The organism is Mesorhizobium sp. YL-MeA3-2017 (assembly GCF_030814575.1).
Classification (GTDB): Bacteria; Pseudomonadota; Alphaproteobacteria; order Rhizobiales; family Rhizobiaceae; genus Mesorhizobium; species Mesorhizobium terrae.
The window spans coordinates 17,875-31,800 of sequence record NZ_JAUSVH010000002.1; the positions used below are offsets into that span (position 1 = coordinate 17,875).

The following is a 13,926-nucleotide window of genomic DNA, read 5'->3' on the forward strand; positions in this document are numbered from 1 at the left end:
ACGCACCCGTCTCTTTGGCCTTGTCAAGGCTGCTCATCCACGATCACGTCCTCGTAGCCACGGCGCCGTTTTGCGTGCGCTATTGCCGCATGCGCTGCGAAGGCGTCCTCCGGGTTCTCATAGATATCGATGCGGATTCGGCCGAAGCCGCCAATCCTGCCCCACTCCCGCATGACGCAAGTATCGCCAAACAGGCTCGGCGTCATCGACAGCCGATAGAACCGGGCCATGTTGCGTTCCGGATCGACACGGCGAAGGTGGGTCGCTGGCTTTGTATCCATGGAACGACATTCGCGCCCCGCGTGCCACCGCGTCCAACGCATTCGGTGAATCGATTATGCTCCATCGATTCACAGCTTTGATCTGTCCGACGGCGGATGCCCACTCTGGGTGCGTGGCCACAAGCACATGATCGATGATTGCGCTCAGCCTAGCCGACGCGCTTGTCGGGTCTTTGCGTGCTTTGGGCCCACCGATCAAGGAGAGCGGCGGGCCCAAAATGTCCGAGGCGGCACGCAAAACCCAGCCGCAGGATTAAGTGTTGCAGAACAGGGTAAATTGGCGCTTAACACCGGCCGAAAACTGGTCGCGGCCGCGTCTACTCTTTCGACGGATCCCGGTCTCCGACAAGACCCTCAATCATGCTCAGCAGGCTGGATGCGGTCGATGCCGGCATGTCCAAAATGCGCAGCATGAGATTCAGCTTGTCGTCGGCCTCCTTTCGGCTTTCGCCGAAAAAATGCGGTGCGGCCGCGTGGATCATCTCCACCGGCGAACAATCGAGGATTTCGCAAAGGTGGATCAGCCGCGTCACCTGCAGCTTTGAAAATGCCCGCTCATAGCGCGCAAAAATCGTCTCGTGCAGGCCGACCATCATGCCGACCTGTGCTCGATTGAGCCGCTTCGCGTCACGATGCTCGCGGATGAACTGGCTGAATATCTGCTCCATCTCGCCGAAGCTTCGAATGCCCTCGAAACCCGGCTTGCGATAGATCGGTTTTTCCGATTCTTCATCGGTCGTTTCGACGAGCCGATTTTCCTCGATGTATGTCTGGACATCCTTAATCGCCATGGCGACGGCTTCGGCCCGCTCCTGTTGCCTGCAAAAACACGTCGCTGTGACACGTGTCTTTGCCCCCGTTGGTCTTTTCCACTGTGAAATCAGGACCAATTTGACATCAGCCTAGCAGCAAACTGCCGCTTCGATCAAATTTGCTTACAGGCAGACAGGGCTCGATAATCGAAACGTCAAGCGCCCATGTCGTCCAGGTACTTGATGATCGCCGCCTCGATGATCGACTGCATCGATGTCTCCGCATCGAACGATGCCAGCTTCAGCCGCCGTTTGGTCCGTCGATCAAGGCTCACATTGACGAAAAAGCTCTCTCCCTTGACGCGCTCCCGTTTCACCCGCCGTAGCGCCTTTCTCGCCTCTTGACGAATAATGGTATCGGCTTCGGCCCTGTTGGCAGGTGGTTCCGCCAGCCCTGCATCGGCCTCAGGTGAACGCGCGTCGAGCACGTCGACAACCAGTTTCTTTTTTGGAGCGGTCACGAACTCCTCGAGCGACAAATGCTCCCTTCCACTCATCGACCGCCTCCCGTCACTCCATCAGCACCCAGGAGTTCATCGATCTCCGCCACGATGCTTTGCGTCTCCCGGCGCGCCTTCGCAATCGCTTCGGTCAATTCCTGCATCTGCAAGGTGCCGATGCCGTTCTGGATATCCTTGTAGACATTGCGCTCCATCACTTCGGTGCGAAACAGATAGGTTCCGACCTTGTCCTCAATGATCGGCCGGATCTTGCGATAGAGTTCAGTATACCGGACGGTGAGCGAGACGCGCGTCCGCAGCACGCCGTGGCGGCAGGCATGCCCAAGCGCCTTGTTGACGCGCAGGACGGATTCGACACAGTCGATCGCGCCCAGCACCTCGCGCTTCGAGGCCTGGATCGGCGAGATCACCAGGTCGGACCATCCGATCACCGGATCGACGATAGCTGTGTCCTCGCCTGGCGTGTCGATCAGGATGTAGTCGAAGCTGCCGGCAGCTCGATCAAGAAAAGCGCCGACCGCCTTGGCCGTCTTGTGACCAACGACGTCGATGCCCTCGGCCTGGGCCTGCTTCTGTCTGCAATCGCTCCACCATTTCGTCAGATTGCTGCGCGCATCCATGTCGATCATCGCCACTGTCCGGCCCCGAAGGGCATACTCGCCGGCGATGTTCATGAGGGCGGTGGTCTTGCCTGCGCCGCCCTTGCCGTTGATGGCGGCGATCACTGTCGGCATCCTGCTTCTCCTACAGATATGTGTTTTCACTCACGCACGAACCTATGATTGCGGGGACATGGGTTTGTGTATTCCCATGGTAACACAGTCATAGAAAAATGTAGTCGTTATGACCAAGAAAAATATAGGAAGTGCCGACAGTAACACATAATCGATGTCATATTGCGTTGGCAGGATACGGAAAAATGTGATACGTTTTTCCCGACGATCGAGGGACAAGCTCTCGATCGCGGCCTGCGGCCGCAAAAGCCAACAAAAGGTCGTCGATGACGGCGCCGATTGCATCGCACTCGCAAAAGCCCGGCAGGCGGGAAAAGGTAGCCCACGTCCGTTTGTCCGACGATGAAATGCGGGCTGTAGAAGACGCTGCAGCACGGGCCGGTCTTTCAGTCTCGGCCTTCTTGCGATCGCTTTCGCTGGAGGGCGCCGGTGTCCGGCCGTTCATGAGCAGGCAAGACCGCGCGATCATCGAGGTGCTCCTACAGGACATGCGAGCTGTCGGTGGCAATCTCAATCAGATCGCCCGTGCCCTCAACACAACTCGCACGGTAGCGGATCCGGACCTCATGGGAGCGATCGACGACGCTCGCGCGATAGCCACCACCGTGGCTTCGGAACTCGCGTCCATGACCAAGCGTGTCGGTGCCGCCCGGCGTGGCGAGGCACCCTGATGGAGTTCTTCCTTGGTGCCTTCGAACAGGACTGGGAGCGCCGGCGCGCTGCTCTGCTGCACGAGTTGCAAATGGGCGACCATGAGGGGATCGATTGGGACAGTCGGCGAAGGGGAGGGGCGGGGCAGTTGCCGGAGGACGGCGCTGGCTCGCGGCTGCGCAGGAGCCGTGGGCTCGACGGCGGAAGCGTCGCCGCCCGCCGAGGCAAAAGTACTGCTCGGCCGATGCTCGTTCGGTTCGCGGGGTTGGCTCGGGGGAGCCAGCCGGCGGTGGTCAAGCTTGCTTCCTATGGCGGCGGCGCTCGCGCGGCGGCGATGATGAGTTACGCCTCGCGCGGCGGTGAACTGCCGGTCGAGAATGAGCGGGGTGAACGCATCATTGGCAAGGCAGCGCTTGCAGAACAGCGCGGCGATTGGGAGCACCTGTTCGACAACCGGGCTGCCAGCCGCGATGTCGGCATGTTTGAGGTGACGGTCGCGGGAGTTGCCCTCCCGATCAAATACGGTCGCAACGAGCTCGTTCGTGAAGTCTTGCGTGCGGGCTTTGGAGACAGGCGCTTGGTTTACGCTGTCGAGGAGGGGAACGCCGGCGAGATCAACGTACGTGGCGTGCTTGTGTTGCGTGATCGCGGCGGCGAGCGCCTGACTGCAGACACCAAGGCAGCGGGCATTGTCCAGGAGAGGTTTGAAGGCGCTGATAGCGGCCACGAGATTGAGGCCCATTTCCGGTTCCACGGCCATGGCAATGGGGTGGAGTTCGCGACCGCACGGGTACGGGAGCTCGTCGAACGCGCGCAAGGTCTTGTCCTGGACGAGACGGGACGAGCGATCAAAACAATCAAACAGGCGGGTGATCTGGTCCAGAAGGAGTGGCGGCGCGAGTTGCATAGCCGCAAGGGCAGGGACGTCATGCACCTCATCGTCTCGGCGCGTGCCGGAACGAGCGCGGCGGCATTTGAAGGCGCATTGCGCGACTTTCTCGGCGAGGAGTTCGGTGGACACCGGTATATCTTCGCGCTCCACGATCCCGCCGATGACCCCAAGGCGACAGGGCAGGGCGGCAGGCGGCCGCATATCCATGCCCATGCCATCGTCACCATGCGCTCCGAGACAGGCGAGCGGATCGAGACCAGCCCTCAGGTGTTTCGAGAATGGCGCGCGCTGATGGCCGAGAAAGCCCGGCAGCATGGCATTGATATGGAGCTCACCGACCGGCGCGAACTCGCCAGCCCGCCGGCCTATCGCCGCAATCAGGCGCGGCCGGTGAGTTATGTGGGTCGAACCGAGCATGAGGGCACGAGCCGGGCTGCGCAGGTCCGATACGATGCCAAGCGCACCAATAGGCACTCCGCGGCACGAACGAAGCGCAGCGTCGACTACACCATCGAAGCGGCACGAGCCTGGGGCGAGATTGCGCGTTCGGAGCCCGACCAAGCTGTCTCCCACTTCGCTGCTGAGCAGATCGTTCGGCTCCAGACAGTGTTTCGTGACAGTCAAATCGACTTCGAAAATTTGGTAAATGCGCATTTAGCTATAAATATGAATGCCAATATGGTAGAATTGGAAAAAGCGATTGGAGTCGGAGAGACACCCATGCGTGCTATGACGCGTCGCGAATTCGAGACTTATGAGAAGCGCGTGGAGGCCGTGCTTGCGACTGTCGAAGCCTCGGTGCAGCCGGCCGAGCGAAAGGAATTCGATGAGATCGCCGCGACCGCTCGCGAGGTGGTTGGCATTCGCCGCGAATATCTCGAACTGTCAGAGCGACAGACAGAAGTCGAGCCTGTCGAGGTTGTTCGCCAGGCCGTTGGCCAACAGACTTCGATCCGGGACGCGCGACAGCTTCCGGAAGCGGGCGGATTTCAGCCAACAGAGCGCGACGATGGCGAGAAGTACACCAAAGAAAGAGCGGGCATCGATCGGGATCATCAGCGGTACATCGGCGGGCAGGCAAGCACGTCTCGAAGGAGTCTGTTCGACGATTCGGTCGCTCGCCATGGCGAGGGCGCGGTGCGTGAAGGAGACGAGATCCTGGCAGCGTACCGCGCAGAAGCAGAGCGTGGACGTCAGGAGAATGCACGTGAAGCGCCCTTCCCATCGGGACGGGGCGATCGCAGCACGCGCGTGAACGAAGACTACAGGGCGGATCCACCGCAGCAGCAGGTACCGCGGATACGCGAATTGGAACGTGAGGTTGAAGAGCGCCACGACCGTGAGCGGGACGAACGGGATCTCTCATCAGAACGATGAAGCAACATTGGCATGTCAAACCGCTTGCCCCGCCGAACGAGAGCTCTGATCGCCCGGACGGTTTTGTGGGCGTTGCGCTGTGGGCTCTGATCGTGGTTGGTCCCATGCTCCATTTCGGTCATGAGCTGAGTGCTGTGGAGACTTGGCTGCTGGGCGCCTATTGTTCGGCCAAAAGCCTGCTCCTACCAATTCGCGATTGGCTCTGAATTTCAAGGAAGTTGCCGTGGATCACGTCGCGCCCAGCCTTCGCCGGTTCAAGCCACGGGACAGATGACGTACGCGATCATCGCGCATCCGCGGATCGCATTGCCGTTGTTTTCCTGAGGTGTCGGTGGAATTGGTGGCGGCGGACAAGGAGGGATTTAATTCGAGCAACGTTGCTCGTTCCAGGTTTTCGTGCGCCGCAAAGAGACGCTCCTATTGAAGGTGCGTCAAGAATCAGACGGTGCTCTACTCTAAATTGGACGGAGCATCTGTTAAAGATGGTCGCATGATCACTTCAGCATCGCCGCGCCCTATCATCGAGCAACGAGGTCTAACGCGCACCAGAGCTGATGCTGGCGATCAAGGAAGGTGTCGACCGCGACGACAGGCCGGGCAGGTTCCTGCTGACCGGTTCCGCCAATGTCGCCACGATTCCGGCCATTGCGGACTCTCTTGCCGGCCGAATGGCGACGATCTCGCTGCTGCCGTTCGCACAGTCGGAAATCCGCTCCTCTCCCGGACGACTTCTGGATCGAGGATCGACGCGGCCGGGTCATTGGCATTGAAGTGAAGGTCTCCGCAACGGTGCGGCCGCAGGATTTTCGGGGGCTGCGCCAACTGCAGGAGGCGGTTGGCGACCGCTTCGTGCGCGGACTAGTCCTGCATGACACGACCGTGTGACGCCATTCGGGGAAAAACTGCAAGCGGCACCCATTTCAACTTTGTGGTCGTAGCTCAGCCTTCGAGCTGACGGTTTCGATTTTGACGACAAATAGTGACGTCATTTCAAATAGTTGGCGAGTTCCATAAGATAGATTCTGCGACTTTCGTGTGTAGCAGCTATATAGAGATGCGACACTTGAGCAATTTAGAGATGCGACACTTCCCGCTTCTGAGGCTAGTCAACCACGAAGAGACCGGGCCACGGGAGCCGTAGCCAGGTTCTCCGGTTGTGACGACGATTATTGGGAATCATTGCAGCACCCTTTGGGCGTCTTTCCGTTCGGTATGCTCAAATGCATCTGCGAAGCTATCCAGTTCTTGCGAGGTCATTCCAAGCGCCTGCCCCTCGTCCCGCCAAGTGGAAACAGCTCCCTCAACCTGGGCAAGTATCTGCTTAGCCCGGTCTTTTTTGATCCGGAAATAGGCAATCACCGACATCAGAGCGTCGATGGTCGCTTCGGGTCCGGTTTCCTCCGATACCCAGGTCTTAAGCTCACGCATACGCTCCGGGAATGGGTTGATGTCGAAGGCCGGAGCTAGGCGCCACTGCCCGCGGTCCACATGCAGGAAACCGTGATTGTGAAGGTGGTCATCGACATTGGTGATGAGGATCGAGAACGCGATGCGCCGCCAAAGCTCCTCGATGTCGATCGTCGGCTGGCTACCATGCTGGCGTAGCACGTCCACAAGCTCCGTATAGCTATGTTCACTCGCATCCCCGGGGTCCGCACCTAACATTGTGGCCGCCGAGACATACATCAATCGACCGCCATCGCGGGTTCGATCAAAACGCCGGATCAATGCGACGGGGACCCCATCGCTGTTGACCAGTCGTGCCTCGGCTGCGTCTACACCAGCCTTCCGCGCTAACGTCATGGCGAGCACTTCGCCCTTGGTGACAGAGCGATCGTCATTGACGCTAGGAAACTTGCCGATAGCGAGCCTCCCATAGTCGTCGACAACTGAGCATTTCGGGCGAAGGCCGCCAAGGGAGGTACCGCGTCCGCGCAGATAGGCAAGATCCGCGGCCGTCTCGGTGTTGGTCTCGATAGCGTGCGTCGCTGCGAGAAGTTGCGCGATCTCAACCAGCGGGGGCGTGCTGCGCCGACCCTCCTCAACTGCTCTTTGGTAGTTTCCCTCCTCGTCTTGCAAGCGCAGAGCACCGACACGACTTACGTCATCAACCGCTAAAAGGTAGTCCATCGCGTTAAGCGGCCGCACCTGGCTCTCATTTCCCGCTCGGCGCGCCTCCTGGCGACGCTTGGCATGGTCACGCAAGATCACGCGCCTGGCCCAGCCGTCCGGCTCCGTATCAGCGATTGCGTTATGGAAAACGGATCCGTCACGCGTCTTGCGGTGAAATTGCGGTCCCGCAACAAGTGGCAGGCCCGGCTCGATCGAGAACCTGTTCGCCGCTGCTAACCAGTCAGCATCATATTCAAACGCGGCGCTCTCCCTGACACCTTGTTGATCGTACCGCAGCGTCCCCAGTGGTGCGCCGCTCTCGCCGAGGCGAACAGCAATGGCTCGCCTCATATCGCACCCGAATTCTTCCGGGCCCTTATCCTTTTGGGCAAGCGTTGGGCGTCCAGCAGCAGGCCCTGCTCATCTCGCTGGGCATCCATGATTTTGGTCAAAGCGTCGTCAAAGCCAAGGACGAAAAAGGTCATCGCATAGGCCCCCATGGCGACTGTCGGGTCTCCTTTTTCAATTTTCAGATAGGTGCTTTTCGCGATACCCAACCGCTCCGCCATCATCATTATCGTCAGGCTGCGCTTCTTGCGGGCAAGCGCAATGTCTGCGCCCAGTTTGCCGAGCGCCCTCTTGACCCGGGGGGGCAACGTATCAGTCACGGTCGAACGCATTTTTGTCTCATAAAAGCGTCTTTAAATCATTTAAGGTCGTTTATATAAGACCATATACAAGATTTGTCGAGGCGGGCAGCACGTTTCACGACGCGCAGATCGATCCGTCGACGCCGCTTGGAACTTGATGCTGCTTACCTGACCGGTGACAGCGTCAGCTGTCGCGTAACAAGGCAAGCTGAGGTAGTGTCTCATCTGCCTCTAAAAGAGCAGGTTTCGTTGAAGGTCAGGCCGATTCCAGGCCGAGTTCCGGATCGGCATCAGGAACCGTCTCGTCGAATATGGCCGACCAATCCCTCCCTGCTCTCCGGCTCTGGGAAGGTCTGGATTTGATGGCAAGCGTCTTCAATCTGCGCGCCGCGGCATCGAATCGAGCTTCGATTGCCTGCACAGTCTGCGCGCCGCGAGTCAATGTCTCGCCGTTGCCAGTTCCTGTTGATGGGCCAGCACACAAGGCTGAATGTCGTTCGGGGGATGAACCCTCGCCTACCACACCCGTCTTCATGTAGGTCTGGGTCGTGGCCGGCACTGGCTGGGGAGGCAAGAATTCGGAAGCCGGCACGGACGGAACATGGCTGCGCGCGAAAGCCTCTAATTCTTGGAACGGTTCCGCCGTGAAGAAACGCAGTTTGTCAGCAAGGATCGGGTTCTGTCCTTCCACAAGCACGATCATCTTTTCGTGCGGGAGCTGACGGATTTCCTGCGGCATCAAGAGGTCTCGCTCTCTTAGCTGCTCCACCTTGGTGCGACGATGAAGCCCCATCAATTCGATCGTCCGCGATTCGGTCCTGTAGCGAACTGTTCGTCGACCGAGACTCTTTGAGACAGTCTCGGCAGTCGCTTGGTCGTTCGCGCCAAGGACAAGCTGATAGCCGCAATTTCCCATCAGCGATTGCCGCGCGGTCTCACCATAGATCTCGTCCAAGTTTTTCAGGTCCTGAACGATGAAGGCCATCTTGATGTTGTAGCTGGCAACATAGGGCAGCTTGCTGGTGACCTCGCTGAGCTTCTTCAACTGGCGAAACTCATCGAGAAGGAAATAGACCTGCAGCTGCCGCCGCTCATGCTCGAGCAGAAGCGTATCAAGCGCCTGCTGAACGAAGAGCGCCAGCAAGGGCTTCAGCAAGGTGATGTCGGTGATGTTCGGCGCCAGATAAATCGAGATCGGTCTGTATTTCATGGCGCGCAGATCCATGTCGGTCACCGACGTCGCGGCGATCACGCGCTCGTTGCGGAATGGCCGCAGCGCCCTTTGGATATCGAGAAGAGCGGACGCCGCGGCCCGTTCGGAAAGAGCGATATAGGCATTGAAGCTTTCGACGGTGAAGCGCGAGAGGTTCGGCTCCTTCTCCTTGATAAAAGCCATAAGAGCCTGCAGGTTCGTTCCGCTGTTGAAGAAAGCCGTAACCTCGCCGAGAGTGCGCCGACCGCGGTAAAACATGCTTTCATTGATGTAGCTGATTGCGCCAGCCATCACCTGCTGGGCGGTCGCCTGCCAGATCGAATTTTCCGAATCGAGGCTTTCGGGAACCAGAATGCTGGCGATGTTCTGGATGTCTGTGGTGCGGTCACCGCGGTCGGGCCGGATGAAATCCAGCGGATTGTAGCGGTGCGTGCGATCCGATCCCGGCGCGAAGAGAAAGACCTGGTTGCCCTTTGACTTGCGGTAGCCGGCGGTCGATCGGAAAATCTCACCCTTGAGGTCGGTGACGATCATCGAGCCCTCGTGGGTGAGCGCGTTTGGAATGACATAGCAGGCGCCCTTCCCTGACCGGGTCGGCCCGATGACAAGGTGATGGCGCTCGTCATCGACGCGCAGGATCTTGCGGCCGAAACGCCCGAGAATGTGTCCTCTGCGAGGAAACCATTTACCGCGGCGAAGCGATGCCAAGTTCTGAAAATGCGCATCGCCGAGCGGACTGGACACGGGCCGCAGCCCGGCATAGGCAACAATGGAGGCGATGAGAAGCGCGGGGACGGCGGCTACCAAACCGACCCGCTGCAACACGGGATTGTCGGCATAGAGCGCGAGCTGTTGGAGAGGGGCCAAGGGGTTCGCGGTGATCGTGGCCTCGACGACGCGGGCGTCGCCGTAGAGAAGTTTTAGCGCCAGGCCATAGCCCAGCAGCCAGATGGCGAATCCCATCGCCAGGCAGAACATGACATAGACGAGGCGCAGGGAGCCGGTCATGGTGACTCCATGCTCGCGAAAAAAATCTCCGAGACGCCGCGGCGGCCGCCAGCGCGGCGAAGCTGGACGACGATCGGGATGACGCTGCGGATATAGGAGATCAGGTCTGCTTTCGGATACGCAGCGGAAAGGCCGGACTGCATGACCATCATCGCAAGCTGCTCATAAGCGCCGAGCGGTGTGTCGGCATGCACTGTCGTCATTGAGCCTGGATGTCCGGTATTGATCGCTCGAAGGAAAGAGAAGGCCTCCGACCCCCTCACCTCGCCGACGAATAAGCGGTCCGGTCGCATGCGAAGCGACGCCTCGAGCAGGCTCTGGATCGTCACGCTGGCGGTTCCTTGATCGCCTTTCGAGGCCAGGAGATGCACGGCATTCGGCTGTGGGGGGAAAAGCTCCCGGGTATCTTCAAGCGTGATGATGCGCTCGCGGCAGTCGACCGACTTGAGGCATGCGTTGAGGAAGGTCGTCTTGCCGCTCGAGGTGCCGCCGCTGATGAGGATCGAAACGCGGTTGGCGATCGCTGACCGGATGAAGCCATGGACATCCTCGGCATGGAGGAGCCGGATCAGTTCGCGGTCGATGTCACTCACACCCCCGATGGCCACGGAGACCTGATCGAACGCACCGTTCTTGCGATAGTCGTCCAGGCTGAAATCGCTGACGACCTGTTTGCGCAGCGAGACGGCGCCGCCATCGGGCGCGGCAGGCGGCAGCACGACCTGTATGCGCTCGCCCGTCGGTAAGGCACCGCTCAGGATCGGGTTGGCGGCGCTGATGAACTGGTTTGTTGAGGCCGCCACGCGCTCGCCGATGTTGACGATCTCCGTCATCGTCAGCTCGGGAACGGAAAAGAAAGCCATATGCGCGTCGCCTAACCGCTCGACATAGACATGGCCCGGCCGGTTGATTGAGATTTCCACGACGCGCGGGTCATCGAGGAACGGCTTCAACGGCTCCAGCGCGCGGTAGAGAAAATAGTGGCGTTCGTTGCGGCCGAACTCAGTTGAGACTACGTTCATGACGGATCTCCCTGAGCGCCTCGGACACCGGATCATCGTAGAGCGCCGAGAAGTCGAGGTCCTGGCGCACGAACACGAAGATGCGTTCGCCTTGAGCGACGCTGATGGTCGGCGCAATCTTCAAGCTGTCGCCAAGAGCCTGGTTGGCCATGTCGGAAAAGGTCTGGGCCAGCGTGGTGCGGGCGATATCCGGGGCGCGCTGACTGTCACTGCTATTGTCGGTCGCAGACTGGCTGCCGTAGCCGGTTAGATAACTGGCCGCGCCGCCGACGATCGAAAGCAGGATCGCGGCGCCGAATCGCTCCCGGAACTTGTTGTCGACCTGTCCGGTCAGGCCGGAACGGCCGAGGCTGTCGGCGCCGATGGAACCGAGGCGAACGCTGACGCCGTCATCGCGCAGCATGCGCGTCCAGATCACGAAGATCCGCTTCTGGCCGCGGACAATGTCGGACTGATATTCGCCGATGAGGCGCGTGCCGGTCGGAATGAGCACGCGCCGCCCGTCGAAGGAATAGACGTCCTGCGAGACGATGGCGCGGATCTGGCCAGGCAGGTCACTGACGATCGCGGTCTCCAGGATGCCCGGGATCAGCGTTCCTTCCGGCACCAGCGCATCGATGCGATCGATCTTTCGGGCCTTTGCGGTGCGGTCGCCGAGGCTTATCGCTGCCGCGAGGAACTTGCTGTTGCGATCCTCGCCGGCGACGGTGGCGCCCTGCCCTTCGCCTGCGGCCGATCCGAACTGCTCGCCGCTCGATGCCTTGTTGTCGAAGACAATCATGTTCGAACGATAGCGCTTCGGGAATTGATCTTGCGGCGCATGGGCCGCCGTCTCGGGCGCGGGTGTGGCCGCAGGCGGAGGTGGGACGTTAAATTCCGTGGCATCGGAATGCTTTTCCTGCTTTACCGGCGGTGGAGGTGGTGGGGGCAACTGAATGACCTCAGGCTCAGTCGGCTTCGGCTGCGGCTCGCCATCGCGCACGAAGGATGGTGGTCGAAAGGTGGTGGTGGAGAACTCCTCGTCGCCGGCGAGAATGTCGCGCTGCTGCGGTCGTCCGCCGACGACGACGAAGTAGCCTGCAATCATGCCGGCGAGGATGAGAGTGCCGCCGCCGATCAACTGCTTGCGCCGAACGGTTCTGTCGGCGATCGCCGGCTCATCGCGGCTAGCCAGGGCCTCAAGCTCGGGACTGCGCTGGATCAATTGCCGCTCCTCCTGCGCTTGATCGCGTCAGGATCCTCCACCGGTCCAAGAACACCGGGGTCAGGCGCGCCAAAATCGGGTTTTCTGAGATTGAAGATGCAGACCCATTGGTCGCCGTCGCGCAGCGTGAACTGCCTAGCCGTCCCGTCGACGACGATGTAGTCGCCCTCCTTGCGGAAATTCTGGAGCGTCTCGGAAAAGTCCGAATTGACGGCAAAGATCGCCGGCAGACGCCGGTCGAATTTAAAGAAGGTCTTGGCGCCATCGTCGAAGACCATCAGAGGCTTCAGCCGCGCGTCGCCCGAGAATGAATAGTCGATATTGAGGTTCGCTTTGTCGACGCCAGAGATATTCGGCCAAGCCGCGCGCTGCTCGGCCTCCTTGCGCAAGGAAGCGTTGAGGTTCTTCTCAGGATAGATGAAGCGGATGCCGAAGACCTCCCTGCCCGCTTCCGGCGCATTGTCGCGCAGCTCGAGATAGTAGATGCGCTTGGTCGTGACCACGTTCATGTTGGTGGTGGCGTTCTTGGCGATTGGCTTGACGAAGACGATGTTGCCCTTTTCCGCCGGGACGACCTGCCAGCTGTCGGTGTCGCCGAGCGAGATCGTCTGGAACTTCTCATCCTCGTCGAAAATGATCATGGTCGAGATGCCATAGGTGGCGAAGACCTGAACGACATTGTTCTCCTGATAGACGACGCTGGCGATGCGCCGATCAAGAGAGCCGCCCTTCGGCGTCTGCGCGGCGCTTGCCACCGAGCCGAGCGCGGCAAGGCACAGTGTCGTGACGAGTATTGCCTTCAGCCCCATCACTGGCTCCCCGGGATCACGGTCTCCTGGTCGCGCCGGTAGCTGGTGACCTGGAAGCCGAGCGGGTTCTCGAAGCGCCACTCGTTCTTGACCGGCGTGTCGGTGTAGCGGAAGCGCACGACCGAGATCCAATGCCGATCGATCGCCTCGGTCTCGCTCTTCTCGGTGGTGGAGAAGCGCGCGATCGCCGTCGAACTGTTGGGGATGCTGACCGATTTGATGTCGACCAGCACCCGCTTCAGCTTGCCATAAACCTTGGCGGGGTTTTGCGGATTGGCGGTGCTGTATAGAGCTTGCAACTCGCGCGCGGCATCGCCAGTCGAAAGAAGGGCGGCGATCCCGAACTTTTCCTCGATCGCATAGGGGTCGTAGCCCTCGCGGTTGCGGATATAGCGCACGACGTTGGCCTGGGTTACGGCCTCCTGCTCGGTGAGGTTGGCGGGCCGCGTCAGTCCGGATTTCACCTCGATGTACCCGGTATTCTTGTCGACCTCGACCAGGTAAGGCTCGAAGCTCTTCAGCGGCAACATCAGCACGACGGCGACGAGACTAAGTGCTGCGATCGCCGCAAACACCAGGGCGAAGAACCAGGCAATGCGGCTGGAGCGTTTTGCCCGCTTGATGATCTCGGCCTCCCAGATATCTCCGTACTGGAAGTAGGATCGCAGTCTGTCGTCGGTGCTCTCTGCCATGCTTCCCG

The 13,926-nt window shown here is 60.0% G+C and carries 13 protein-coding genes and 1 pseudogene; 3 read left to right on the plus strand and 11 right to left on the minus strand.

All coding sequences use genetic code 11. From position 1 onward, the window contains the following. Positions 1 to 23: 23 nt before the first annotated feature. The 4 genes from QFZ88_RS26305 to QFZ88_RS26320 form a co-directional block, all read right to left on the minus strand. Complete coding sequence (locus QFZ88_RS26305; RefSeq protein ID WP_373426414.1) at positions 24 to 323, minus strand: WGR domain-containing protein; 300 nt, start codon at positions 321 to 323, stop codon at positions 24 to 26. A 275-nt stretch (positions 324 to 598) separates the two neighbouring features. Continuing rightward, a complete protein-coding gene (locus QFZ88_RS26310; protein WP_307420717.1) occupies positions 599 to 1,171 on the minus strand; it encodes a helix-turn-helix domain-containing protein in 573 nt (190 codons plus the stop codon). Between the two features lie 77 nt (positions 1,172 to 1,248). After that, a complete protein-coding gene (locus tag QFZ88_RS26315; RefSeq protein ID WP_307420719.1) occupies positions 1,249 to 1,590 on the minus strand; it encodes a hypothetical protein in 342 nt (113 codons plus the stop codon). Next, positions 1,587 to 2,288, minus strand: coding sequence for a ParA family protein (locus tag QFZ88_RS26320; RefSeq protein ID WP_307420720.1), 702 nt, complete (start codon positions 2,286 to 2,288; stop codon positions 1,587 to 1,589). Before QFZ88_RS26320 ends, QFZ88_RS26315 begins: the two co-directional genes overlap by 4 nt. Positions 2,289 to 2,635: 347 nt before the next feature. On the opposite strand from QFZ88_RS26320, the gene mobC reads away from it, so the two are divergent. The 3 genes and pseudogenes from mobC to QFZ88_RS26335 form a co-directional block, all read left to right on the plus strand. After that, positions 2,636 to 2,959 carry a plasmid mobilization protein gene (gene mobC, locus QFZ88_RS26325; RefSeq protein WP_373426415.1) on the plus strand — a complete coding sequence of 108 codons (324 nt, stop codon included), beginning with the start codon at positions 2,636 to 2,638 and terminating at the stop codon, positions 2,957 to 2,959. Then, a complete protein-coding gene (locus tag QFZ88_RS26330) occupies positions 2,959 to 5,208 on the plus strand; it encodes a relaxase/mobilization nuclease domain-containing protein (RefSeq protein ID WP_307420726.1) in 2,250 nt (749 codons plus the stop codon). Before mobC ends, QFZ88_RS26330 begins: the two co-directional genes overlap by 1 nt. Before the next feature lie 539 nt (positions 5,209 to 5,747). Beyond that, a pseudogene (locus tag QFZ88_RS26335) lies at positions 5,748 to 5,945 on the plus strand (AAA family ATPase); the annotation flags it as partial. A 439-nt stretch (positions 5,946 to 6,384) separates the two neighbouring features. On the opposite strand, the gene QFZ88_RS26340 reads toward QFZ88_RS26335, so the two are convergent. The 7 genes from QFZ88_RS26340 to QFZ88_RS26370 form a co-directional block, all read right to left on the minus strand. After that, positions 6,385 to 7,671 (minus strand): type II toxin-antitoxin system HipA family toxin, encoded by a 1,287-nt coding sequence (locus QFZ88_RS26340; protein ID WP_065997077.1) that lies wholly within the window; start codon positions 7,669 to 7,671, stop codon positions 6,385 to 6,387. Next, a complete protein-coding gene (locus tag QFZ88_RS26345; RefSeq protein WP_065997075.1) occupies positions 7,668 to 8,000 on the minus strand; it encodes a helix-turn-helix domain-containing protein in 333 nt (110 codons plus the stop codon). The genes QFZ88_RS26340 and QFZ88_RS26345 overlap by 4 nt, the downstream gene beginning before the upstream one ends. A gap of 226 nt (positions 8,001 to 8,226) precedes the next feature. Next, complete coding sequence (locus QFZ88_RS26350; protein WP_065997073.1) at positions 8,227 to 10,191, minus strand: type IV secretory system conjugative DNA transfer family protein; 1,965 nt, start codon at positions 10,189 to 10,191, stop codon at positions 8,227 to 8,229. Beyond that, positions 10,188 to 11,213, minus strand: coding sequence for a P-type DNA transfer ATPase VirB11 (gene virB11, locus QFZ88_RS26355; protein WP_065997071.1), 1,026 nt, complete (start codon positions 11,211 to 11,213; stop codon positions 10,188 to 10,190). The genes QFZ88_RS26350 and virB11 overlap by 4 nt, the downstream gene beginning before the upstream one ends. After that, entirely contained in the window at positions 11,194 to 12,414 is a 1,221-nt protein-coding gene (gene virB10, locus QFZ88_RS26360; protein WP_065997391.1) for a type IV secretion system protein VirB10, read from the minus strand. The genes virB11 and virB10 overlap by 20 nt, the downstream gene beginning before the upstream one ends. After that, positions 12,414 to 13,226 carry a P-type conjugative transfer protein VirB9 gene (gene virB9, locus QFZ88_RS26365; RefSeq protein WP_065997069.1) on the minus strand — a complete coding sequence of 271 codons (813 nt, stop codon included), beginning with the start codon at positions 13,224 to 13,226 and terminating at the stop codon, positions 12,414 to 12,416. The genes virB10 and virB9 overlap by 1 nt, the downstream gene beginning before the upstream one ends. Further along, positions 13,226 to 13,918, minus strand: a complete 693-nt coding sequence (locus QFZ88_RS26370; protein WP_065997068.1) for a virB8 family protein — start codon at positions 13,916 to 13,918, stop codon at positions 13,226 to 13,228. Before QFZ88_RS26370 ends, virB9 begins: the two co-directional genes overlap by 1 nt. Positions 13,919 to 13,926: the final 8 nt, after the last annotated feature.